General features: G+C 71.6%; 22 protein-coding genes. 9 read left to right on the top strand and 13 right to left on the bottom strand.

Annotation, left to right across the window (positions count from 1 at the left end; translation table 11 throughout):
• Nucleotides 1–738: beta-ketoacyl synthase N-terminal-like domain-containing protein (locus tag CCN51_RS15395; protein WP_211303225.1), on the bottom strand; the 738-nt coding region annotated here is incomplete at its 3' end.
• Between the two features lie 96 nt (nucleotides 739–834).
• Entirely contained in the window at nucleotides 835–2,031 is a 1,197-nt protein-coding gene (locus tag CCN51_RS15390; RefSeq protein ID WP_014180967.1) for a cytochrome P450, read from the bottom strand.
• Between the two features lie 194 nt (nucleotides 2,032–2,225).
• On the opposite strand from CCN51_RS15390, the gene CCN51_RS15385 reads away from it, so the two are divergent.
• Nucleotides 2,226–3,239, top strand: coding sequence for a LacI family DNA-binding transcriptional regulator (locus tag CCN51_RS15385; protein WP_014180966.1), 1,014 nt, complete (start codon nucleotides 2,226–2,228; stop codon nucleotides 3,237–3,239).
• Nucleotides 3,239–4,189: an AraC family transcriptional regulator gene (locus CCN51_RS15380; protein WP_014180965.1), complete on the top strand. Its 951-nt coding sequence runs from the start codon at nucleotides 3,239–3,241 to the stop codon at nucleotides 4,187–4,189. Before CCN51_RS15385 ends, CCN51_RS15380 begins: the two co-directional genes overlap by 1 nt.
• Here the strand turns inward: CCN51_RS15380 and CCN51_RS15375 are convergent.
• Complete coding sequence (locus CCN51_RS15375; RefSeq protein ID WP_014180964.1) at nucleotides 4,149–5,333, bottom strand: glycosyltransferase; 1,185 nt, start codon at nucleotides 5,331–5,333, stop codon at nucleotides 4,149–4,151. The genes CCN51_RS15380 and CCN51_RS15375 overlap by 41 nt on opposite strands.
• 351 nt (nucleotides 5,334–5,684) lie before the next feature.
• On the opposite strand from CCN51_RS15375, the gene CCN51_RS15370 reads away from it, so the two are divergent.
• On the top strand, nucleotides 5,685–7,520 hold the full coding sequence (locus CCN51_RS15370) for a glycosyltransferase family 2 protein (protein WP_014180963.1): 1,836 nt from the start codon (nucleotides 5,685–5,687) through the stop codon (nucleotides 7,518–7,520).
• Nucleotides 7,521–7,529: 9 nt separating this feature from the next.
• On the opposite strand, the gene CCN51_RS15365 is transcribed toward CCN51_RS15370, so the two are convergent.
• From CCN51_RS15365 to CCN51_RS15350, 4 genes are all read right to left on the bottom strand, one after another.
• Entirely contained in the window at nucleotides 7,530–8,591 is a 1,062-nt protein-coding gene (locus CCN51_RS15365; protein WP_014180962.1) for a glycoside hydrolase family 6 protein, read from the bottom strand.
• Nucleotides 8,592–8,730: 139 nt separating this feature from the next.
• Entirely contained in the window at nucleotides 8,731–9,417 is a 687-nt protein-coding gene (locus tag CCN51_RS15360) for a cytochrome b/b6 domain-containing protein (protein WP_078610710.1), read from the bottom strand.
• The gene (locus CCN51_RS15355; protein ID WP_014180960.1) at nucleotides 9,401–10,195 is read right to left on the bottom strand and encodes a molybdopterin-dependent oxidoreductase; all 795 of its coding nucleotides are present in this window, start codon (nucleotides 10,193–10,195) and stop codon (nucleotides 9,401–9,403) included. The genes CCN51_RS15360 and CCN51_RS15355 overlap by 17 nt, the downstream gene beginning before the upstream one ends.
• Before the next feature lie 103 nt (nucleotides 10,196–10,298).
• Nucleotides 10,299–11,954, bottom strand: coding sequence for an FAD-binding dehydrogenase (locus CCN51_RS15350; RefSeq protein ID WP_014180959.1), 1,656 nt, complete (start codon nucleotides 11,952–11,954; stop codon nucleotides 10,299–10,301).
• A 486-nt stretch (nucleotides 11,955–12,440) separates the two neighbouring features.
• Between CCN51_RS15350 and CCN51_RS15345 the strand changes: the two genes are divergently transcribed.
• Genes CCN51_RS15345 through CCN51_RS15330 form a run of 4 tightly spaced genes read left to right on the top strand, consistent with a single transcriptional unit; the run spans nucleotide 12,441 to nucleotide 14,592 of the window.
• Nucleotides 12,441–13,103: a hypothetical protein gene (locus CCN51_RS15345; protein WP_014180958.1), complete on the top strand. Its 663-nt coding sequence runs from the start codon at nucleotides 12,441–12,443 to the stop codon at nucleotides 13,101–13,103.
• Nucleotides 13,104–13,148: 45 nt separating this feature from the next.
• A complete protein-coding gene (locus CCN51_RS15340; RefSeq protein WP_014180957.1) occupies nucleotides 13,149–13,733 on the top strand; it encodes an NUDIX hydrolase in 585 nt (194 codons plus the stop codon).
• Nucleotides 13,734–13,745: 12 nt separating this feature from the next.
• Nucleotides 13,746–14,174, top strand: coding sequence for a YidH family protein (locus tag CCN51_RS15335; protein WP_014180956.1), 429 nt, complete (start codon nucleotides 13,746–13,748; stop codon nucleotides 14,172–14,174).
• 4 nt (nucleotides 14,175–14,178) lie between these two features.
• Nucleotides 14,179–14,592, top strand: a complete 414-nt coding sequence (locus CCN51_RS15330) for a DUF202 domain-containing protein (protein ID WP_014180955.1) — start codon at nucleotides 14,179–14,181, stop codon at nucleotides 14,590–14,592.
• Between the two features lie 73 nt (nucleotides 14,593–14,665).
• Here the strand turns inward: CCN51_RS15330 and CCN51_RS15325 are convergent, their stop codons facing one another.
• Both CCN51_RS15325 and CCN51_RS15320 read right to left on the bottom strand, forming a co-directional pair.
• On the bottom strand, nucleotides 14,666–15,592 hold the full coding sequence (locus CCN51_RS15325; RefSeq protein ID WP_014180954.1) for an NADP-dependent oxidoreductase: 927 nt from the start codon (nucleotides 15,590–15,592) through the stop codon (nucleotides 14,666–14,668).
• Between the two features lie 113 nt (nucleotides 15,593–15,705).
• Complete coding sequence (locus tag CCN51_RS15320; protein ID WP_014180953.1) at nucleotides 15,706–15,957, bottom strand: hypothetical protein; 252 nt, start codon at nucleotides 15,955–15,957, stop codon at nucleotides 15,706–15,708.
• 203 nt (nucleotides 15,958–16,160) lie between these two features.
• Between CCN51_RS15320 and CCN51_RS15315 the strand changes: the two genes are divergently transcribed.
• Both CCN51_RS15315 and CCN51_RS15310 read left to right on the top strand, forming a co-directional pair.
• Entirely contained in the window at nucleotides 16,161–17,183 is a 1,023-nt protein-coding gene (locus tag CCN51_RS15315; RefSeq protein WP_043487943.1) for a phosphotransferase family protein, read from the top strand.
• Nucleotides 17,184–17,190: 7 nt separating this feature from the next.
• Nucleotides 17,191–18,405: an acyl-CoA dehydrogenase family protein gene (locus CCN51_RS15310; protein ID WP_014180951.1), complete on the top strand. Its 1,215-nt coding sequence runs from the start codon at nucleotides 17,191–17,193 to the stop codon at nucleotides 18,403–18,405.
• Nucleotides 18,406–18,424: 19 nt separating this feature from the next.
• Here CCN51_RS15310 and CCN51_RS15305 read toward each other — a convergent pair whose 3' ends face one another.
• The 4 genes from CCN51_RS15305 to CCN51_RS15290 form a co-directional block, all read right to left on the bottom strand.
• Nucleotides 18,425–19,018 (bottom strand): TetR/AcrR family transcriptional regulator, encoded by a 594-nt coding sequence (locus tag CCN51_RS15305; RefSeq protein WP_405385174.1) that lies wholly within the window; start codon nucleotides 19,016–19,018, stop codon nucleotides 18,425–18,427.
• Nucleotides 19,019–19,063: 45 nt separating this feature from the next.
• The gene (locus tag CCN51_RS15300) at nucleotides 19,064–20,725 is read right to left on the bottom strand and encodes an AMP-binding protein (RefSeq protein WP_014180949.1); all 1,662 of its coding nucleotides are present in this window, start codon (nucleotides 20,723–20,725) and stop codon (nucleotides 19,064–19,066) included.
• A gap of 51 nt (nucleotides 20,726–20,776) precedes the next feature.
• Entirely contained in the window at nucleotides 20,777–21,556 is a 780-nt protein-coding gene (locus CCN51_RS15295) for an SDR family oxidoreductase (protein WP_238545498.1), read from the bottom strand.
• A 118-nt stretch (nucleotides 21,557–21,674) separates the two neighbouring features.
• A complete protein-coding gene (locus tag CCN51_RS15290) occupies nucleotides 21,675–22,724 on the bottom strand; it encodes a LysR family transcriptional regulator (RefSeq protein ID WP_014180947.1) in 1,050 nt (349 codons plus the stop codon).
• Nucleotides 22,725–22,754 lie beyond the last annotated feature (30 nt).

Below are 22,754 nucleotides of genomic sequence, written 5' to 3'. Positions count from 1 at the left end.
GAACTCCACGAAGGCGCCCGGCGTGGCCATCACCGTCACCCCACCCGCCAACGCCAGCGAGCACTCACCGCCGCGCAACGCCTGCACCGCCGAGTGAAGCGCCACCAGCGACGACGAACACCCCGTGTCCACCGTCACCGCGGGACCCTCCAGCCCCAACACATACGACACCCGCCCCGACAGCACACACGCGAGGTTCCCGGTAGCGGCGTAACCCTCCACGTCACTGCCGGCCATGGCGGTGAGCATCATGTATTCCTGCGATGTCACACCGGCGTAGACGCCCGTGCTGCTCCCCACGAGACCGTGCGGGTCGATTCCGGCGTGTTCGAACGTCTCCCAGGCGGTCTCCAGCAACAGCCGCTGCTGGGGATCCATCGCCACCGCCTCACGCGGCGAAATACCGAAGAATTCCGCGTCGAAACCCCCCGCGCCGGACAGAAAGGCGCCCCGGCGCACATAACTCGTACCCGCGCTGTCCGGATCGGGATCGAACAGGTTTTCCAGATCCCAGCCGCGGTCCTCCGGAAAATCGGCCAGCCCTTCGCCTCCGGCCGCCACCAGCTGCCACAAGTCGTCCGGATTCTCGACCCCGCCGGGAAAGCGGCACGCCATTCCGACGATCGCGATCGACTCGGGTTCCGTGGACTCCGCTTCGCGCAGACGCCGACGAGTGTCACGCAGTTCCGCCGTGACCCACTTCAGGTGGTCGAGAAGCTTCGCCTCGTCCTTCGCCATCGCTGGCGCCTCCTCTTTGCGGGACCGAGATAAGATCATTCTTGACGGGTTCTCTTAAGCTGTCCTAACCGACCTCCCGCTTTCACCAGGAGTGGTTCAGAAGGTGCAGCTCAACTCTTTGAAGCCCTCAATGAAGCTCGATGCCAGCCGGACCGGCTCGCCCTCCACGCGGATGTCCGGCAGTGAGGCGAGGAGTTCGCGGAGCATGGCGATGATCTCGATCCGGGCGAGATGAGCACCAAGGCAGAAGTGCGGCCCCACCGCGCCGAACGACAGATGCGGGTTGGGGTCCCGTGTGATGTCGAACCGGTACGCATCCTCGAAGACCTTCTCGTCGTGGTTGGCGGACCAGTAGAAGAGGAAGATCTCGTCGCCCTTGCGGAACCGATGGCCGTTCATCTCGCAGTCGCCGGTCGCGGTCCGGCGCATCCAGTTGATGGGCGTGCCCACCCGGAGGATCTCCTCGACGGCGCCCCTCGCGTGGAGTTCGAAGTCCGACAGCAGGAGTTGCCGCTGATCAGGATGTTCGGTCAGCAGAACCAGGGCCTGGGCGATGACGTTGCGGGTCGTCTCCATGCCCGCGTTGATGAGGAGGATGAAGAACGAGACCAGTTCCTGGTTGGTCAGTTGCTCTCCGTCTTCCTGCACCTGGACCAGCTTGGTGATCACATCGGGGCCGGGACGGGCGAGCCGGTCCTCGCGGAGCCGTCCGATGTAGTCTCCGAGGTCTCGCAGGGCTCCCAGCACCGCCGCCGCCATCTTCTCCGGGTCGGCCGCGAGTTCGGGATCAGCCCCTCCCATGATCGTGTTCGTCCGCTCGAAGAGGAATTCGTAGTCTTCCCCCGAAATTCCCATCATGGTGCTGAGGACGGCGATCGGCATCTCCGCCGCCGGGCGGATGAAGTCGCCGGGTCCGCGCTCGATGAGCTCGTCCACGATCCGCCGGGCCACCCGCCGGGACATGGCATCGAACTTGGGCACCATTCCTCGGCCGAACGACCGCGCGACGATGCGCCGTAATCTGGAGTGCTCCGGATTGTCCATGTTGATCATGGAGCCATAGAACTCGTCCATCTCCGGCGGCAGGATCGCCGTGGCGCCCTCCGAGGAGAAGTCCTGAGGGCGGCGGCTCACCTCGCAGATGTCGGCGTGTTTCGACAGCGCGTAATAACCGGATGCCAACGGCCCCCAGGGCAGCCGCGGCGGAACGAATTCCGGGCCCGGCAGCGCGCGCAGCTTCTCGAACACCTCGGCCCGCTCATCACGCGGCCGCAGCCAGAAGGACGGATCCATGAAGTCGGGAGGCCTGTTGGCTTTGGCGGACGATGCGGGGGTGGCTTCCGTGGGAGACACAACGCCTCGATTCAAGCTCGGACAGGTACAAAACCGGTCCGCGCAAGTCTCGCAACCGCCTCTTAAGAGTTCCTAACACAACGGCAGGGGACGCCCTGTTTGACGCCGGTGGAGCGGGGTGCCAACCTCGGGGCGTGCAGGTGACGATTCGGGACGTCGCGAAGGCGTCGGGGGTGTCCCCGTCCACCGTGTCGCGGGCCCTGGCGCCCGGCGGGGCGGTGAGCCCCGTGACGCGCGAGCGGGTGCGGGCCGCCGCCGACCGGCTCGGCTACCAGCCCAACCAGGCGGCGCGCGGGCTGATCACCGGGCGTACGGGCCATCTGGGCGTGATCGTCCCGGATCTGCTGAACCCCTTCTTCGCGGACATCTGCAAGGGGGTGCAGGCGCGGGCCCGGGGGCTTGGCCACACGGTGTTCGTGAGCGACACCGAGCGGGACGAGGGCCTGGAGCTGGACGCCATCCGCACACTGGCCCCGCAGGTGGACGGGATCGTGCTGTGTTCACCGCATCTGAGCGGCGAGGAGCTGGCGTCGCTCGGGGACTTCACCGACAAGCCGATCGTGCTGCTGCACCGCAAGGAGCCCGGGTTCGGATGCGTCACTGCCGATCTGGTGGAGGGGATGACCGATGCGCTGACCCATCTGCACGCGCTGGGCCACCGCAGGATCGCGTACGTCGGCGGGCCGCGCAGCTCGTGGGCGGCGCGGGAGCGGGCGGCCGGTGTCGAGGCGGTGGCCGCGTCGGGGTTGGTGGAGATCGTCCAGGTGGGGAGCGTGGCGCCGCATTTCGACGGCGGGGTGACCGGGGCCGCCGATGTGGTGCTGGCCAGCGGGGCGAGTGCGGTGCTCGCGTTCGACGACATCGTCGCGTTCGGGCTGATCAGCCGGTTCACGGTGCGCGGGGTGCGGGTGCCGGAGGAGATGAGCGTGGTGGGCTGTGACGATATCGCCCTGTCGGGGATGGCGGCGCCGCCGCTGACCACGGTCTCGGTGCCCAAGGCGCATGGTGCGCGGGCCGCCGTCGATCTGCTGTGCCGCATACTGGCCACCCCGGCCGCCGAGGGCGAGCAGCCTCCGCAGCGGGTGCTGCCCACCCATCTGGTGGTACGGGGCTCGACGGCCGCCCTCGACCGGCGGCAGCGGGCGTGATGGATCCACTCGCCGGTCTCCTGGACGGGCCGAGGGCCCGGGGGGCGTTTCTGCTCCGGATGGTGATGGACCCGCCCTGGTCGGTACGGATCGAGGACCGGGCCCCGCTGTGTGTGATGACCGTGGCGCGCGGTGAGGCATGGGTGGTCCCGGACCGGGGCGCGCCTCAAAAAGCGGTGCGTCTTGGCCCGGGGGATGTGGCGGTCGTGCGCGGCCCCGATCCGTACACGGTGGCCGGCGATCCGGCCACCGAGCCCCAGGCATGGATCCTGCCGGGCGAGGTGTGCCGCACCGCGGCGGGCGAGGACCTGGCGGAGCGGATGGCGCTGGGCGTGCGCACCTGGGGCAACAGCGAACACGGTGCGGCGACGGTGCTGGTCGGCACGTACCGGATGGACGGGGAGATCAGCCGGCGGCTGCTGGACGCGCTGCCCCCGCTGCTGGTGCTGGAGCGTGAGCGTTGCGATTCGCCGCTGCTGCCGTGGCTCGGCGAGGAGATCGTCAAGGAGGAGGCGGGCCAGACGGCCGTGCTGGACCGGCTGCTGGATCTGCTGCTGATCTCGGTGCTGCGGGCGTGGTTCGCGCGGCCTGAGGCGCGGGCCCCGGCCTGGTACCGGGCGCTGGGCGACCCGGTGGTCGGCCGCGCGCTGCGGCTGCTGCAGAACAACCCGGGCCATCCGTGGACGGTGGCGCTGCTGGCGGCGGAGGCCGGGATCTCCCGCGCGGTGCTGGCCCGCCGGTTCACCGAGCTGGTCGGCGAGCCGCCGATGGCGTATCTGACCGGCTGGCGGCTGGATCTGGCCGCCGATCTGCTGCGGGAGCCGGACGCCACCCTCGGGGCGGTGGCCCGGCGGGTCGGCTACGGCAGCTCCTTCGCGCTGAGCGCCGCCTTCAAGCGGGTGCGCGGGGTCAGCCCGCGGGAGCACCGCTCCGCGGCCAGCGCAGGGTGACGGCGGGGCCGCGGGCGCAGCCGTCGGGCCCGCAGCTGACGGAGCGTTCGTACAGCAGGGCCAGGCGGCGGGCGGTGCGGACGATGTCGTAGCGCTCGACGGCGGCGGGCACCGGGTGCCGTACGGGGCCGGCGGCGGCCCGCTCGCGCAGGGCGTCGGCCAGGGCGGCGGTGCCGGGCCCGATGCGGCGGGCGCCGGGGGCCGCGCCGGGCGGCAGTTCGTCGAGGGCCGGGCAGACGCCGTGGAGCACCGGGAGCCCGGCCGCCACGGCTTCCAGGGCGGCGAGCCCGAACGCCTCCTCCGCGGACGGTGCGACGAACACATCCATGGCGGCCAGCAGCCCGGGGATGTCCGCGGGCCGGTCCCCGGTCCCGGCCACCGCCCCGTCGCGCTCGCCGAGCAGCCGGATCCGGTCGGCCACCCCGAGCCAGGCGGCCAGGTCGTGCAGCGCGGTGCGTTCGGGTCCGTCCCCGACCAGCAGCAGCCGGGCCTGGGGCAGTTCGGCGACGGCCCGCAGCGCCACATCGAAGCGCTTGGCCGCCACCAGCCGGCCGACCCCGCCGACGACGAAGGCGTGCGGGGGGATTCCGAGGCGTGCGCGGGCGGCCGTGCGGGCGGCCGGGGTGAAGCTGAAGTGGCGGGCGTCCAGCCCGTTGGGCACCAGGTGGATGCGGTGGTTGGCGACGCCCCAGCCGCGCAGCCGGTCGGCGACGGCGGCCGAGACGGCGACGGTCGCCGAGCCCAGGCGTTCGGTGGCGAGATAGCGGGCGCGGGTGCCGACGGTGAGCGGGCGGCCGTCGATATGGCGCTCGCCCAGGCTGTGCTCGGTGGCGACAACAGCGCCGACACCCGCCAGCCGGGCGGCGATCCGGCCGTGGACACAGGCCCGGTAGAGATGGGTGTGCACCAGGTCGTAGCCGCCGCCGCGGATGAACCGCGCCAGCCGGGCCGTCCCCATCGGGTCGCGGACACCCATCGGCAGATGGGTGACGGGCACACCGTCCGCCCGGATGCCGTGGCCGGCGGCCCCGGGCGCGGTCAGGGTGAGGACGTCACAACGGGCGGGCAGGTGGCGCAGCAGCAGCCGCAGTTGCTGTTCGGCGCCACCCGCGCCGAGGCGCGAGATGATGTGCAGCACTCTCATCGGGCGACCGGGCCCCATCTTCCGTATATCGCACGCCGCATGGCGCGGGTTTACTCGCGCATCCCGCAACCCACAGCCAACACGCGCGGTCGGAACATGCACGCTGAATCACATCCGACCATGACAGATGGCGGGATGTAAATCACGTAAGACGCGCGGCGATAGGCCGTCGGAGTGGCGGCCCGACCGGCACATCGGCAAGGCGCGAGAGGGCGCGCCGAAAATCCGATTTGCACAGCCATTCCCCAGCGGATTGTTACCTTCTCATCTCGCGCGATGACATGACGAATGTAGGCCGTCCGGGTCATCGCCGCGCGATATTGCGTCCCGACGACCCGCGGGAGTGCCCAGATGTCCGCACCTACCCCCGTCAGAGACACGGCCGAGATCGGAGCCGCGCCCAGCACCGCTCCCCCTCCCGCGCGGCCGGCGCACCACGAGATGGCCCCCTGCCGCCAGGGCCCGAACGGGAGTTATGAGTACCAGCGGTACAGCCAGCTGGCGGGCCCGCTGACCCAGCCCCCGTCCGGCCGCCCGTACCGGGTGCGCTGCCGGAGCCTGCTGGCGCAGGAGCCGCACCGCGTCCGCGCGGCGCTGCTGCTGTGTGCGGCGCCGGTGTGCTCGGCGCTGCTGCTGCTGTGGCTGCTGCAGCCCCAGCACTGGGTGCACCGCGACGGTGTGACGGGCTGGGAGACGGCCGCGGACCGGACGATGCTGTTCTCGATCGCGCTGATCGAGGCGTTCCGCCTGTTCACCGTGGTCTCCAACGCGCACGCCACGCTGGTGGCCCGCGACCCGGTGCCGGTGACCGCCGAGCCCGGGACCCGGGTCGCGTTCCTGACCAGCTTCGTCCCCGGCAAGGAGCCGATCGACATGGTCCGGGCGACGCTGGAGGGGGCGATGCAGGTCAGACACGCCGGGAGGCTCGACGTATGGCTGCTCGACGAGGGAAACGACGAGGAGGCCAAGGAGCTGTGCGCCCGGCTGGGCGTACGGCATTTCTCCCGCAAGGGCATCGAGAAATGGAATCAGCCCAAGGGATCCTTCCGCGCCAGGACCAAGCACGGGAATTACAACGCCTGGCTGGACGCCCATGGCGACGACTATGAATTCATGGCCTGTGTGGACACCGATCATGTGCCGCTGCCCAACTTCCTGGAGCGCATGATGGGTTACTTCCGCGATCCCGATGTCGCCTTTGTGGTCGGTCCGCAGGTGTACGGAAATTACGATACGGCGGTCACCAAGGCGGCCGAGAGCCAGCAGTTCCTCTTCCACGCGCTGATCCAGCGGGCCGGAAACGCCTATGGCGGCCCGATGTTCGTGGGGACCAACAACGCGGTGCGCATCGCCGCGCTGCGGAGCATCGGCGGGCTGTACGACTCGATCACCGAGGACATGGCCACCGGCTTCGAGCTGCACCGCCGCCGCAACCCCGTCACCCGGAAGAAGTGGCGCTCGGTCTACACCCCGGACGTACTGGCCGTCGGGGAGGGCCCGAGCACCTGGACGGACTTCTTCACCCAGCAGCTGCGCTGGAGCCGCGGCACCTACGAGACGGTGCTCAAGCAGTTCTGGAAGGGGCCGTTCACGCTGTCGCCGGGGAAGCTGCTCAACTACTCGCTGATGATCGCCTACTACCCGATGACCGCGCTCAACTGGATGCTCTCGGCCCTGTCCTGCGCGCTGTTCCTGGTGCTCGGCGCGTCCGGGATCCATATCCCGGCGGAGATGTGGATGATGCTCTACAGCGACGCCGCGGCGCTCCAGATCGGCCTGTACATCTGGAACCGGCGGCACAACGTCTCCCCGCACGAACCGGAGGGCTCCGGCGGGGTGGCGGGAATGCTGCTCTCCGCGCTGTCCGCCCCGATCTACGCCAAGTCGCTGTGCGACGCGCTGCTGCGGCGCAAGAGCCGGTTCGTGGTCACGCCCAAGGGCGACTCCTCCAGCCCCGACCGGCTGTCCACCTTCCGTATCCATCTGGTGTGGGCCGCGGTCTTCGGCGGCTCGCTGGTCGCCTCGCTGTTCCTGGGCCACACCCACGCCGCGATGCGCACCTGGGCGATGCTGGCGCTGGCGCTGTGCCTGGCGCCGATGGCCATCTGGTCCGGCGGGCTGCTGCTCACGCGGCGCGGACGGCGCACCGCCCCGGCGGTGCCGACGGCCCGCGCCGAGGCCCACTGACGCTTGTGGTCACCTTTCGCGCAGGTTGGCGTTACGGGCCAGGTCGAGCGCGTACTCCGTCCACCAACGACCCGCAGGCGGGCCGCCGTTGCAGGGCCCGTCGGACTCTCCCGGACGCTTGATCCACAGATACGCGTCGATGGCGGGGTCGCCCGTACGGGTGCTCGGGGGATCCCCCAGAGCCCGCCCCGGGGGGTTGCACCAGCTCTCCTGGCCGTCGCTGGCGGAGCGCACGGCGCCCATGTCACCGCTCTTGCCGTCGTCGCCCTCGCCCCTGACGGAGGTGAGCGGGCCGTTGCCGTTGCGGCTGGTGTCGATGATGAAGTGGACCCTGCCGAGCTGGAGGGACAGCCGACGGCCGTAAGCGCGGGTCACCGCCGTCGGCTGGAAGTTCGAGACGTTCAGGGCGAAGCCGTCCGCCTGGTCGATGCCGCTTTTCATCAGCGGCTCCACCAGCCGCTCGGTGTCCTTGATCCACCCCGGGTTCCCGGCGTCCAGATAGATCCGGGTGGCGGGCATCGCGGAGAGCATGGCGACCGCGTCGCGCAGCAGGGCCAGCCGCGGTGCACGCAGCGGCTTGGGAATGCAGCCGTCGACCACCTGAGCAATCGCGTCGGGTTCCAATACGACAATCGCCCTTCTCTCACCGATTCCGGAGACGATCTCACGGATCCAGTCCAGATATTCGGCGTCGCTTCCCGCCCCGCCCCGGGAGTATCTTCCGCAGTCCCGGTACGGAATGTGATAGGCGACCAGCACCGGCGTACGGTGCTCCCGCGCCGCGGATTCGGTGATAAACCGGACCCGTTCGCGCGGATGCGGGCCGAGCCATTCGGCGATCGGCTCGTCGGCGATCCGCCGCATGAGCTCCGCCTCCGCGTAACGGCCCGCGCGCCGCTGCTCACGGGCCTTCCGGGCGGCCGGGTTGTCCGGGTCAACCCATAGCCCGCTCTGCCGGTCCGACCCGCCTGACGTGCCGAGACATCCGCTCAGCGCGAGGAGCGCGGCGGCACATCCCACAAGCGGCGCCCACTGTCGCGCGGTGACTCTCCCGAGCCCTTTCTCGGCCATTCGAGCACACCTTTTCCCCGGAGTTTCCCGGCCTCGGAATTGACGGCACGTGTCGCATCATGGCATCGGGAACGGGCGGCGGCTTTCAATTCACGCTTGTGTTGCCCCGCCGCCATCGGGGCGAATTTTGCCGTGAGACTTACCCGTCGCGGTCCTCGTCGGTCCGCCACAGCGGGTGTTCGCGGGCCGCCCACCTCCGGTCGACCGTTCCGGTGCGCAGACCGCGCCGGGCCTCCGGGTCGCCGAGCGCCATGCCGATGTGCCCGAGCAGAACGATGCCGACGGCCAGCGCCAGCCAGTCATGGACGAACGTGGCGCTGATGCGCCAGACCAGCGGGGCCAGATCGGTGAACCACATCAGCAGCCCGGTGCCCGCCATCACCAGCACGGCGCCGCTGATATAGGCGGCGTACAGCTTCTGCCCCGCGTTGAACTTGCCCGCCGGGCGCGCCCCCTCGCGCGTGTCGCGCCGCAGCACCGCGCGCAGCCAGCGGCGGTCGTGCGGGCCGAAGCGGTTGAGACGGGTCAGGTCGGCGCGGAAGGCGCGGGAGACCAGGCCCAGCAGCGTCGGGACCGGGGTCAGGATGCCGGTCCACTCGTGCACCGTGACCACCAGGGCGCGGCGGCCCACGAGTTCGGCGAGCTGCGGCAGATACAGACAGGCCGCGCTCACCACACAGGTGCCCAGGAGGACGGCGGTGGTGCGGTGGATCCACCGCTCGGCCGGGGTGAACCGGGCCACGCGGGGGCGGGGCCCGGTACGGGCGTGTGCGGCGGGGCGTACGGGGGCGGGACCACCGGGGTGCGCGTCAGGTCGTGGCGGCATCATCGCGTCCGTTCGACTTGCCGACCCAGGCGTCCACGTCATAGCCGCGGTCCTCCCAATAGCCGGGCTGTACCTCGTGAGTGACCTCGATACCGGAGAGCCACTTCGCCGACTTGTAGAAGTACATGGGGGCGACGTACAGCCGCACCGGGCCGCCGTGGGAGTGGCCCAGCGGCTCGTCCCGCATCCGCAGGGCGACCAGGACGTCGTCCCGGCGGGCCTGTTCGAGGGTCAGGCTCTCGCTGTACGCCCCGTCGAAGCAGGTGAAGCGGACGGCCCCGGCCCCCGGCCGGACCCCGGCGGCGTCCAGCAGTGTGGCCAGGCGTACGCCCTCGAAGGAGGTCTGCGGCACGCGCCAGCCGGTGACGCACTGGACGTCGTGGATGATGCGGTGCTGGGGCAGCGCACGGAGGTCGGCGAGCCGGTAGCCGGCGGGTTTGTCGACAAGTCCGCCGACGGTCAGCCGGTAGTTCTCGGCGTTCTTGTGCGGGACGGAGGAGGTCACCGAGTAGTAGCGGAACCCGCCGCCGTTGGGGAGCAGCCCGGTCACCCCGGTGGGGTCGTTCTCCGCCGCCACGGCCAGGAACTTCTCCAGGCGGCGCTGCAGCCAGGGCGCGGCGGCCATGCCGCCCGCGCCCAGGGCGAGCATGCCGAGGATGACGCGCCGGCCGACGGGGGTGCCGCGGCCGGCGGCGGTGTCCGGGTCGGGGTTATCCGGGTCGGGGGTTGTATCCGGGTCGGCGGCGGGGTGCTCCGCGGCGCCGGGATTGCGGTCCATGTCCCTGATGAGAGCACTCCGGAGGTGGCGGGCGCCAGGCTCTTCGGCCTTTCGTCAGACTTCCGTCAGAAGTCGGCGCACCCGCTCTGCCCCACCGGCCGCCCTACCCCACCGCCTTCGCCGCCGCGCGGCCCGCCGTACGGCCGGAGAAGAGACAGCCGCCGAGGAAGGTGCCCTCCAGGGAGCGGTAGCCGTGGACGCCCCCGCCGCCGAACCCGGCCGCCTCGCCCGCCGCGTACACACCGGGCAGCGGCTCCCCGCCCTCGGCCAGCACCCGCGCCGACAGGTCGGTCTCCAGGCCGCCCAGCGTCTTACGGGTCAGGATGTTGAGGCGCACGGCGATCAGCGGGCCCGCCTTGGGGTCGAGGATGCGGTGCGGGGCGGCGGTGCGGATGAGGCGGTCGGCGAGGTATTTGCGGGTGCCGCGCAGGGCCGTGATCTGGAGGTCCTTGGTGTAGGGGTTGGCGATCTCCCGGTCGCGGGCGACGATCTGGCGGCGCAGCTCGGCCTCGTCGATCAGCGGTTCCTTGGTGAGCTCGTTCATCCGCCGTACGAGGCCGGGGAGCGACCGCTCGACGATGAAGTCCGCGCCGTGGTCCATGAACGCCTGGACCGGGCCCGGGGCCCCGCCCCGCCCGCGGTTCAGCACATCGCGGACGCTCTTGCCGGTCAGGTCCGGGTTCTGCTCGGAGCCGGAGAGCGCGAACTCCTTCTCGATGATCTTCCGGGTGAGGACGAACCAGGTGTAGTCGTAGCCGGTCCGCATGATGTGTTCGAGCGTGCCGAGGGTGTCGAAGCCGGGGAACAGCGGCACGGGAAGCCGTCTGCCGCGGGCGTCGAACCACAGCGAGGAGGGGCCGGGCAGGATGCGGATGGCGTGCCGGGGCCAGATGGGGTTCCAGTTCTCGATGCCCTCGGTGTAGTGCCACATCCGGTCGCGGTTGATCAGCCGCGCGCCCGCCGCCTCCGCGACGCCCAGCATCTTGCCGTCCACATGCGCGGGGACGCCGGAGAGCATCCGCTCGGGCGGGGTGCCAAGACGCTCGGGCCAGTTCTGGCGGACGAGTTCGTGGTTGCCGCCGATCCCGCCGGAAGTGATGATCACCGCCTGGGCGCGCAGCTCGAAGGCGCCGGTGACCTCGCGGCTGCTGGGGGCGCCGCGCTCGGCGTCGCTGGGCTCCAGGATCTCGCCGGTGACGGTGTCGACGGCGCCCGCGCTACGGGACAGCCCGGTCACCCGGTGCCGGAAGCGCAGCTGGACCAGGCCGCGGGCCGCCGCGGCCCGCACCCGCCGCTCGAAGGGCGCGACGACGCCGGGGCCGGTGCCCCAGGTGACATGGAAGCGGGGGACGGAGTTGCCGTGCCCGGTCGCGTCGTAGCCGCCGCGCTCGGCCCAGCCGACGAGCGGGAACAGCCGCAGCCCCTGGGCATGCAGCCAGGCGCGCTTCTCCCCGGCCGCGAAGTCCACGTACGCCTCGGCCCAGCGGCGCGGCCAGTGGTCCTCCTCGCGGTCGAACCCGGCCGTGCCCAGCCAGTCCTGCCAGGCCAGTTCGCGGCTGTCGCGGATGCGCAGCCGGCGCTGCTCGGGCGAGTCGACGAGGAAGAGGCCGCCGAAGGACCAGTGGGCCTGGCCGCCGAAGGACTGTTCGGGCTCCTGGTCCAGCAGGATCACCTTGCGGCCCGCGTCGGCGAGTTCGGCGGTGGCCGCCAGGCCCGCGAGCCCCGCCCCGACCACGATCACATCCGCGTCGTACGCCATGGTTTCTGGTGTCCCGTTCTGTCAGGAGCGCGCAGGAAGGCCGGCGGCCGGGCCGTGGTGCCCGGGCACCGGTGGTGTCGGTCGATCCTGCCTACCGGCCGGTATGGCGTCAACCCGCCGGGCGGGCAGCGGCCGCTACGAGCTTCACGGCGCCCGGCCTAGGGTCTGTCGTCAAAGGGGGCGTCCGGCCGCGAGCGGCGTCTGGTGCGGTGCATCGCAAGGCGGAGCATCGTCCTCGTACTGGGCGTACTCGGGCGGTGCGACAACGCAGCGAGGCGCCGTGCCAGGCGTCGGGAGCAGGGCGCCCCCTTTGACGACAGGCCCTAGGGCCCCAACTCCCGCCCGGCGCCGCCATGTGCGACGTAACGCCAATAAAGGGGACAATCGATCGCCGAGATGGACAGCGGGTTCGGCGGGCGGGCATCATCAAGCACCATGGCTGACCACCATCCTTCTCCCTCGCGACCGCGCAGCGCGGACAAGCGTGTGGTGAGTCCTACGCTGGTCACTCCCGGCCCCCAGCCCGTCGAGCTCGCCGGGTCCTGCGCCGAGGACGAACCGCAGGTGCTGCGGGGTGAGGTGGTCGGCCCCCGGCACGCCCGCCGACGCCCCGTCAGCGACCGGCGCAAGGCCGCGGCCGGGGCGATTCTGCTCTCCGCCACCGGCGCCGCCACCGCACTCTTCCTGATGCTGGGCAAGGACGGCCGCCAGGCCGCCGCCGCGCCCGCACACGACGCGCCGTCGTCGGCGCCCGACGCGAGCGCGGACGACGCCGTCCCGGTGGCCGACGCGGTGGCCGGCGCCAAGCCGCTGCCGGGCGCGTCGCGCACCGCCGAGCCCGCGGCGGCCCCCAGCGTCCCGACCGCACAGCCCAAGGCCCCGTCCACGGCGCCCACCAAGCCCCCGGCGCGCACCCAGCAGCCGTCGCGCCCCTCCTGGCCGTCCCAGTGGGGAGGCCAGGGGCGGACCGCCGAGGACTGGCAGCGAGACCGGGAGGAGGCGGCCCGCTGGGCGAAGGAGTGGGCGGACCGGTACGGCTCCGGCCAAGACGGCTCCGGCCATGACGGCTCCGGCCGCGGGGGGCGCCACCAGGGCGGGTCGGGCTACCCGGGGTACCCGGGCGGAGGACACGGAGGACAGTGGCGCTGACCGCGCCCCGTACTGCTTGAGCCGCCGTTCTGCTTGGATGGCGGCATGTCTGACAAGGAACTGCTGCAGGAGCCGCGTTCCGCCGATGAGCTGCTGGACATCGTGGACGAGCGGGACCGGGTGGTGGGCCAGGCCCGGCGCGCCGACGCCACGGCCCGCCGACTGCGCCACCGGGCCGTCTTCGTGCTGACCCGGGACGGTGCGGACCGGATCTTCGTGCACCGCCGCACCGCCGACAAACTCGTCTTCCCCTCGCTGTACGACATGTTCGTCGGCGGTGTCGTCGGCGCGGGCGAGTCGTACGACACGGCGGCGCTGCGCGAGGCCGAGGAGGAGCTGGGGGTATCCGGGCTGCCGGCGCCGACGCCGCTGTTCTCCTTCCTCTACGACACGCCCGAGCACACCTGGTGGTCGCGGATCTACGAGGTCCGCTGCGAGCTGCCGGTCACCCCGCAGGCCGAGGAGATCGCCTGGCACGCCTTCCTGGACGAGGAGGAGCTGGGGCGGCGGCTGGCGGAGTGGACATGGGTGCCGGACGGCGTGGAGGCATATCGGCGGCTGCTGGAGTGGCGCCACCAGGGCCGGTCTCCGGCAGGTCCGGAGGGTCCGGAGCCTCCTGACGAGCCCTAGTAGGCTTGTCCCATGATCGACGCCAACCGCACGCCGACCCGGGGCAGGCTCGCCTCCGCCGTCGCGGATGTGCGGCTGTGGTTCGCGCCCGAGCGGCTGCGCGCCGAGGGGGAGACCCCCGACTACCGCTTCTCCCTCGCCAACGAACGCACCTTCCTGGCCTGGCTGCGCACCGCGATGGCGCTGGTGGGCGGAGGCTTCGCGGTCGATCAGTTCCTGCCGGACACGAACAGCGCGCTGCGGCTCGCGGCGGCCCTCACACTGCTGGCGGGGGGCGCGGTGTGCGCGGTGCGGGCGCTCAACCACTGGGTCCGCTGTGAGCTGGCGATGCGCCGCGGCGAGGACCTGCCGGTCTCCCGCTTCCCGGTCGTGCTGGGGCTGGCCGTCGGGGTGATCGCCCTGGTGATGGTGGGTCTCGTCGCGGTCCGCTGGGGCGGCTGAGCCGATGGCCGGGCCCGATTCGCCCACGGGGCCGCAGGACCCCGAGCGACCCGATCCCCAGTCACCCGATCCCCAGTCGCCCGAGTCGCCCGATCCGGGGTCCGAGGGTGGTCCCTGGAAGCGGGACCCCGGGCTGCAGCCGGAGCGGACCCGGCTGGCCTGGCGGCGTACGACGCTGGCCTGTGCCGTCGCCGCTTCGCTGGCCGCACGGCAGGCCCTGCACAACGGGACCGGGCCGGTGTCCGTGCTCTGCGCGGCGCTGGCCGCGCTGGCCTGGCTCGGCTTCCTGGGTGTGGCGGGCCGCCGCATCCGGGCGATGTCCGCGCCGCGTCCGCCCGCACTGTCCCCGCGGGCGGCCGCGGCGGCGGCAGGCTGCACCCTGGCGCTCGTGGCCTTCGGTGCCGCGCTGACCCGATGACGCGCTGACCCGCCGACGCGCTGATCCGGTGACGCGCTGATCCACCGACGGCCTGATCCGCCGAAACTCGTCGCTAGCCGACCGTGACGACGATCTTGCCGCGGGTGTGGCCCTCCTCGTTGAGTCGGTGCGCGTCGGCGGTCTTCTCCAGTGGGAAGACGGACGAGACCTCCACGCCGAGGGCGCCGCGCTCGGCGATATCGGTGAGGTCCTGGAGATCGTTCGGGTCGGGCCGGACGAAGACATAGCGGCCGCCGAGGGCGACGACCGCCTGGTCGGCGATGGAGGCCAGCCGCCCGCCCGGGGCCAGCAGCGGGACGGATTCGGTGAGCGCTTCGCCGCCGACGGTGTCGAAGACGGCGTGCACCCCTCCGGGGGCCAGCGTCCGCACCCGGTCGCGGAGCCCGTCCCCGTAAGTGATCGGCTCAGCGCCCAGCTGGCGCAGGTACTCGTGGTTGCGCTCGCTGGCGGTGCCGATGACGCGGGCGCCGAGGTGCCGGGCCAGCTGGATGGCCATGGAGCCGACGCCGCCCGCGGCGGCGTGCACCAAAACGGTGTCGCCCTCGGCCACCTCCAACACCTTGACCAGCGTCTGGTACGCCGTGAGACCCGCCAGGGGAATGCCCGCGGCCTGCGTGAACGTGAGGTTCCGCGGCTTGCGGGCGAGCGTACGCAGGGGGGCTGCGGCGTATTCGGCGAAGGTGCCCCGGGACAGGAAGTCCTCGCGGACGTATCCGATCACCTCGTCGCCCGCCGCGAACTCGGTCACCGCCGGGCCGGTCCGCTCGACGACGCCCGCGACGTCCCAGCCCGGGATGACCGGGAAGACCGCCTCCAGGACGGAGTCCAGATAGCCCGCCCGGGCCTTCCAGTCGACCGGGTTGACGGCCGCGGCCCTGACCTTGACCAGGACGGAGTCGGGGCCGACCTTGGGCTCGCGGGCCTCCCCGTACTCCAGGACCTCGGGGCCGCCGTAGCGGCGGTAGGTGATGGCCTTCATGGGGCGCTCCTTGCGTTCCTGCGCGGTGTGCGGGCCGGACGGCGAGCGCGGCCGGAGCCCGCGCTCCCGTCTTCGACGCTCCCGCGCCCGCCGACCCGGCGCAATCCGGGCGGCTAGCCCACGCTGAAGTTGCGGCAGGTGGAGCTGCCGCTCTTGGCGACGAAACTGGGTCCGACGGGGATCGCCCGATCGCCCCCGCCGCCGCGGCTGTCGCAGTCGCTCTTCTGCACCTCTACCGCAGGGCCGTCGCCATCAGTGGCTCCGTACGACATCGGCTGCTGCGCCTGGGCCGCGGGGCCCCCGCCGATGGCCATGGCGGCGGCAATGGAAGCGCCCAGCACCACGGCTCGCATCATTCTCTTCATCAGACTGCCTTTCTGAAATGCACGCGTCGGCGTTCGCCCGCAGCCTGCCGAACGGCGTAATGCGACGGGGACAACGACACGGCCGCGTACCTCGAACGGCCCAGCACTGGACTCCATACCGACTGGTCGGCATCATGATGCGGGACCGTCCGACCACCCGCCCCGCGACCGCCCGCAGCACCCCCAACGGAGGCAGAGACCCGATGAACTCAGGCAATCCGCCAGGACTCGACCTCGAACGGCTCCGCGCCCATCTGGACCGTGAGCGGCCGGGGCTGGTGCGCGGGCCGCTGCATGCCGAGCTGATCGAGGGCGGCCGGTCGAATCTCACCTATACGGTGGACGACGGCACGGCCCGCTGGGTCGTGCGCCGACCGCCGCTGGGCCATGTGCTGGCCACCGCCCACGACATGCGGCGCGAGCACCGGGTGATCGGCGCGCTGCACCCGACCAGCGTGCCCGTGCCGGAGCCGGTGCTGCTGTGCGAGGACGAGTCGGTCCTCGGATCGCCCTTCTACGTCATGGAGTTCGTCGAGGGCACGCCGTACCGCACGGCCGAACAGCTCACCCCGCTCGGCCCGGAGCGCACCCGCCGTGTCGTGCTCAACCTGGTGGACACCCTGGTCGAGCTGCACGCCGTCGACCCGGCCGCCGTCGACCTCGCAGACTTCGGGCGCCCGGAGGGGTTCCTGGAGCGGCAGCTGCGCCGCTGGGGCAAGCAGCTGGCCGCCTCCCGCAACCGTGAGCTGCCCGGGATCGACGAGCTGCACGAAGCGCTCGGCAAGGCGCTGCCCCTCTCCCCCGAACCCGCCGTGGTCCATGGCGACTACCGGCTGGACAACGTGCTCGTGGGCGCCGATGACCGGATCAAGGCGATTCTCGACTGGGAGATGTCCACACTCGGCGATCCGCTGACCGACCTGGGCCTGCTGGTGATGTACAGCGAGCAGCAGGAGACGTCCGACTCGCCGATCACCACGACCAGCGGCGCCCCCGGCCACCCCGCGCCGAGCGAGCTGATCGAGCGGTACGCGGCCGGTTCGGGCCGCGATGTCGGCGGCGTCGCCTGGTACACGGCGTTCGCGTACTTCAAGCTCGCCGTGATTCTCGAAGGCATCCACTACCGCTTCACCCTCGGCCAGACCGTCGGCGCCGGCTTCGACCGCATCGGCGAAGTCGTCCCGGTGTTCGTCGAGAGCGGCCTCACCACGCTACGGAAGGGCTGAGACAGCCATGGACTTCGCATTCGACGCCCGCACCGAGGAGCTGCGGGCCAAGCTGCTCGCCTTCATGGCGGAGCACGTCCACCCGGCCGAGGCGGTGGCCGAGGAGCAGCGCGCCCGGCTGGACTCCCCCTGGCTGACCCCGCCGGTCGTCCAGGAGCTCAAGGCGGAGGCGCGCAAGCAGGGCCTGTGGAATCTGTTTCTGCCCGACGCCGAGCTGGGCGCGGGGCTGACCAATCTCCAGTACGCCCCGCTCGCCGAGATCACCGGCCACAGCCCCCAGCTGGCCCCCACGGCCCTGAACTGCGCCGCCCCCGACACCGGAAACATGGAGGTGCTGGCCCAGTTCGGCACCGAGCAGCAGCGCAAGCAGTGGCTGGAGCCGCTGCTCGCGGGCGAGATCCGGTCGGCGTTCGCGATGACCGAGCCCGAGGTCGCCTCGTCCGACGCGACCAACATCGAGACCCGGATCGAGCGGGACGGGGACGACTACGTCATCACCGGCCGCAAGTGGTACATCTCCGGGGCGATGAACCCGGACTGCAGGATATTCATCGTCATGGGCAAGACCGATCCGGACGGTACCGACCTCCGCCGTCAGCAGTCGATGGTGCTGGTGGAGCGGGAGACCGAGGGCGTCGAGGTGCGCCGGGCCATGCGGGTCTACGGCTACGAGGACCACTACCACGGCGGCCACGCCGAGGTGGTCTTCCACGGTGTGCGCGTCCCGGCCGCCAATCTGATCGGGGAGGAGGGCGGCGGCTTCGCCATCGCCCAGGCCCGGCTGGGCCCCGGCCGTATCCACCACTGCATGCGGCTGATCGGCATGGCCGAGCGCGCGATCGAGCTGATGTGCCGCCGGGCGGTGTCCCGTACGGCCTTCGGCAAGCCGCTCGCCCGGCAGGGCCAGGTCCACGCGTGGATCGCGGACGCGCGGGTGGCCGTCGAGCAGCTGCGGCTGCTGGTGCTCAAGACGGCCTGGCTGATGGACACCGTCGGCAACCAGGCGGCGCACACCGAGATCCAGGCCATCAAGATCGCCACCCCGCGCACGGTCGTCGACATCCTGGACCAGGCGGTGCAGCTGCACGGCGCGGGCGGGGTCAGCCAGGACTTCCCGCTGGCCGAGCTGTGGGCCGCGGCGCGGACGCTGCGGCTCGCGGACGGACCGGACGAGGTGCACCAGCGGTCGCTGGCGCGGCGGGAGCTGAAGAAGTACCTCTAAAACCCCCTAAAAACCGCTGTCACGGCCGCAGGGCGCGCAGCAGCAGGTCGGCGAGGTGGTCGGCGACCTGCTGGGGGTTGAGCGGTCCGTCGGGGCGGTACCAGGTGCCCAGGTGGTGGATCGAGCCGAAGTGGTAGTCCACCACCAGGTCGGCCGGGGTGTCCGAGCTGAACACCCCGGCCCGCTGGCCCTCCTCCACCAGGGCGCGGAACCGCTCGTGGTAGCGCCGCCGCTCCGCCCGTACCTGCTTGTGCTTCTCCGGGCTGAGATGGTGCATGGACCGGAAGAAGATCGTCGCATCGTCGAGGTTGTCGATGGTGGTGACGACGACGTCGGCCGCCGCATCGCGCAGCCGCTGCTCGACGGGCGCGTCCGCGTCCGCGAAGGCGTCCAGGCGCTCCTGCTGCAGCCGCAGCACCCGTCCGTAGATCTCGTGCAGCAGATCGTCCTTGGAGCCGAAGTAGTGGTAGAGGGCGCCCTTGGTGACCCCGGCCGCCTCGACGATCTCCTGGACGGAGGTCCGGTCGTAGCCGCGCTCGGCGAAGAGGCGGGTGGCCGCGGCCAGCAAGCGCTGTGGCACCGGTTTCACCCCTCCCCTGTCGTCGTGGCTCATCCTGGCCATCTGGTAGCCACCTGCCTCTCGTTCGTGCCGGGTTCGCTACTCCCGGGGGCTCCGCGACTCCCGCAGCTCCCGTCTGAGGATCTTGCCACTGGCCGTCTTGGGCAGCTCGGGCAGGATCTCTATCCGGCGCGGATACTTGTACGCCGCGAGCCGCTGCGCGCAGTACGAGGTCAGCTCCTCCGGCGCCACTTCGGCGCCCGGCCGCAGGCTGATGTACGCCTTGACCGTCTCCCCGCGGTACGGGTCGGGGACGCCGACGACGGCCGCCTCGCGCACGGCGGGGTGGGTGTACAGCACATCCTCCACCTCGCGTGGCCACACCTTGAAGCCCGAGGCGTTGATCATGTCCTTCTTGCGGTCGACGACGTACAGCCAGCCGTCCGGGTCCATGAAACCGATGTCCCCGGTGCGCAGCTCCCCGTCGGGCAGGGCCGCCGCGCTCGCCTCCGGTGCCCGCCAGTAGCCGGGCACCACCATGGGGCCGCGCACCGCGATCTCGCCCGGCTCGCCGAACGGCACGTCCCGGCCCTCGTCGTCGATGATGCGCACCACGGAGTCGGGGCCCGGCAGGCCGACCGCCAGGGTGCCCGAGACCGGGTCGACGGGGGCCCGCTTGCCGGGCGGGACGCTGGCGCAGGGGGCGGTGCACTCGGTCAGGCCGTAGCCGTTCTTGAGGTAGAGGCCGAAGTCCGCCTCGAACCGCTCGACCAGCGCGGGCGGCACTGGAGCCCCGCCCGAGGAGGCGAGCAGGAAGGACGCGAAGTGGTCGCGGGTCACCTTCGGGTGGGCCCTCAGCGCCATGAAGGCGGTGGAGGGGCCGACGGTGTACGCGGGGCGGTACTCGGCGAAGGCGTCGAGGACGACACCCGGCTCGAAGCGGTAGGCCATGGCGAGGGTCCCGGCGTCCGCGATGGAGGTGGACAGCTCGCAGACCATGCCGGTGATATGGAACAGCGGCGCGAGCACGAAGATCGTGGACCCGTCGGGCAGCTCGTGACCGACATGTTGCCGCTCGGCGTTGTAGGCGATGTTGCCGTGGGTGTTCAGGGCGCCCTTGGGGGTGCCGCTGGTCCCCGAGGTGTAGCTGATCAGCGCGATGTCGTCGGGGCCGGGCTCCGGCACGTCCGGCCGCGCCGCGCCGCCGCGGGCCGCCGCGAGCAGATCGTCGGTGTCCTCGGGCGCGGGGATGCGCCGATGGGTGAGGACGCGGGGGTCGTCGCGGGTCTGGAAGTCGTACGCGTCGGCGGTGAGCGCGATACGTACGGAGGAGGCGGCGGCCGTTTCGCGCGCGTACTCCTCCCAGGCGTGGCCCGCGCACACCAGGGCGCTGACCTCGGCGTCGGCCAGGATATGACCGAGCTCGCCCCCCTTGTACATGGGGTTGACCGGCACCACCGTGCCGCCCGCCTTCCACGCGCCGAGCAGGGCGAGCACGAAGTGCGGGGTGTTCTGCAACATGATCGCGAGCCGGTCGCCGGGCCGGAAGCCCCGCGCGGCGAGATGCCCGGCGATGCCGTCGGAGAGCTCATCGGCCTCCCGATAGGTCACCTGCCCGTCGAAGTAGGCGAACGCGGCCCGGTCGGGCCTGGTGCGCACGGCGTCCCGGAAGGCGTGCAGCACGCTGGGCCGGGGCCGGATCGATTGGCGCTGCACCTCGGTGAGCTGAGCCAGCCATGGCTGGTCCTGGTATGAGGTCATGAGGGCGGCCCTGTCTGCTCGGGGATGGGCGTGCGGGGGCGTACGCGCGGATCAGCCGGTGGCCTCTTCGACCTTGCGCTGGAGGTGGTTCATGTGCGCGAGCCAGCGGTCGGTGTCGGTGGCGCGGGCCGCGTAGTACTCGGCGACCTCGGGGTGCGGAAGGATCAGGAAGCGCTCGTGCGCGATCCCGTCGAAGAGGGCGTCGGCGACCTGCTCGGGCTCGATCGCCGTCGGCACGAGGACGAGGTCGCCGGTGGGCCCGGTGGCGCGCAGCATATCGGTGCGGACGCCCTGCGGGCAGATCGCGTGGACGCTGACACCTCGATGGCGGTAGGTCGTGGACAGCCACTCGGCGAAGGCGAGCGCGGCGTGCTTGGACACGCTGTACGGGGCCGAGCCGACCATGGTCAGCAGACCGGCGGCGGAGACGGTGGAGACGAAGCGGCCGCTGCCGCGCTCCAGCCACTCGGGCAGCAGCTCACGGGCCGCCCGGACATGCGCCATGACGTTGACGTCCCAGGCGTCCGCCCACAGCAGCTCGTCGGCCTCGGGGCCGCCGATGGGGGCGATGCCGGCGTTCGCGCAGTAGATGTCGATGCCCCCGCCGAGCGCCGCCCGCGCCTCGGGGACCACACGGGAGGCATCGCCCGGCACGGCCACCGCGCCGATCTCGTCGGCGACGGCCTTCGCCTTGTCGGCGTCGATGTCGTTGACCACGACCCGGGCGCCCTCGGCGGCGAAGCGGCGGGCCAGGGCGGCGCCGATGCCGCCTCCCGCCCCGGTGACCACGGTTCGCGCTCCACGTACGGCGTCTCCACGCACGGTATCCACGCATGCTCCTTCGCCGGGGGTCGACTGCGTCGCTCAGCCGCGTCGCTCAGCTGCTCGGCAGACTAACCAGTCGGTATGTGTAAACGGAAGGGGCACGACGGGGTGCGGGAGAGACGCGCTACTGGCCCTCCCCGACCTCGCCCGGCTTCTTCATCACGCTCCGCCAGCGGGCGTTCTCGCCCGCCAGGGCGTCCCACAGGACGTTGAGCGGGTGGGCGGCGTCCCATGCGGTGCGCTCTCCACCGCGTACGAACACCCCGACCAGCACGGCCAGATCCGGCCCGAGGTCATCCGCCAGCTGGAGCGTCCGCAGCCCCGCGCCGCTCTGCAGCCGCCCGTCGGCGACCGCTTCGCCGATCCCCTGGGTCACCAGCACACAGCCGCGCAGCACGCCCGAGGAGAGAAGTTCCAGGCCGTACTGCACGGTGTCGATCTCGGCCGCGATATGCAGCTCCTGGCGGTAGCGGGCGCCGAACCAGCCGCGCAGAAAGCCGGGTATCAGGCCGTCGGCGGAGACCGCGAGCGGCAGTCCGGGGAGTTCGCGGACCGAGAGCCCGGGGCCCGGCAGTTCGTCCTCGGAGAGGTTGGTCACCAGGGAGAGCCCGCTGCGCCGCCACTCCATCACCTCGAAGCCGTCCAGCCGGCTGTCCCCGTCCCCGGTGGTCAGCACGGAGCCACAGACCAGGTCGAGTTCCTTGGAGCCGAGCCGGTCCAGCAGATCGCGGGTGCGCACATGCTCGACCTTGAGCTCCACGCCACGGCTCTCGAAGTCCTCGGTCACCAGTTCCACGGCGCCCAGCAGAAAGCCGAGGGTGTAGCGGGTGGAGCCCACGTTCAGCCGGCTGCCGAGCCGGCGGCGGCAGCCGTGCACCGAGTCCAGCCAGTCCTGCAGCGTGCCGCGCGCGAGTTTGGCCAGGGCTTCCCCTGTGGGGGTGAAGAGCACGTCACGGCTCCGGCCGCGCTTGAGTACGAGCGGTTCACCGCACAGCGCGCCGAAGTTCCGGTTCATGGTGTCGAGTTGTTTCTGAACGCTGGACTGTTCCCGCCCCAGCAGCCGGGCCGCGCCCAGTGCGGTACCCGCCTCGTGGACCGCGAGCAGCGTGCGGAGCTGGTCCATCGTGGTGTCGAGCAGTGCCGTGGGGTACTGCCACCGGGAGTTTAAGGGCATGCCGGCCTTCCGCTCCGAGCTTACGAATTC

This window comes from Streptomyces milbemycinicus (assembly GCF_002154605.1).
Lineage (GTDB): Bacteria > Actinomycetota > Actinomycetes > Streptomycetales > Streptomycetaceae > Streptomyces > Streptomyces milbemycinicus.
This window is presented reverse-complemented; position numbering and strand designations above follow the sequence as displayed.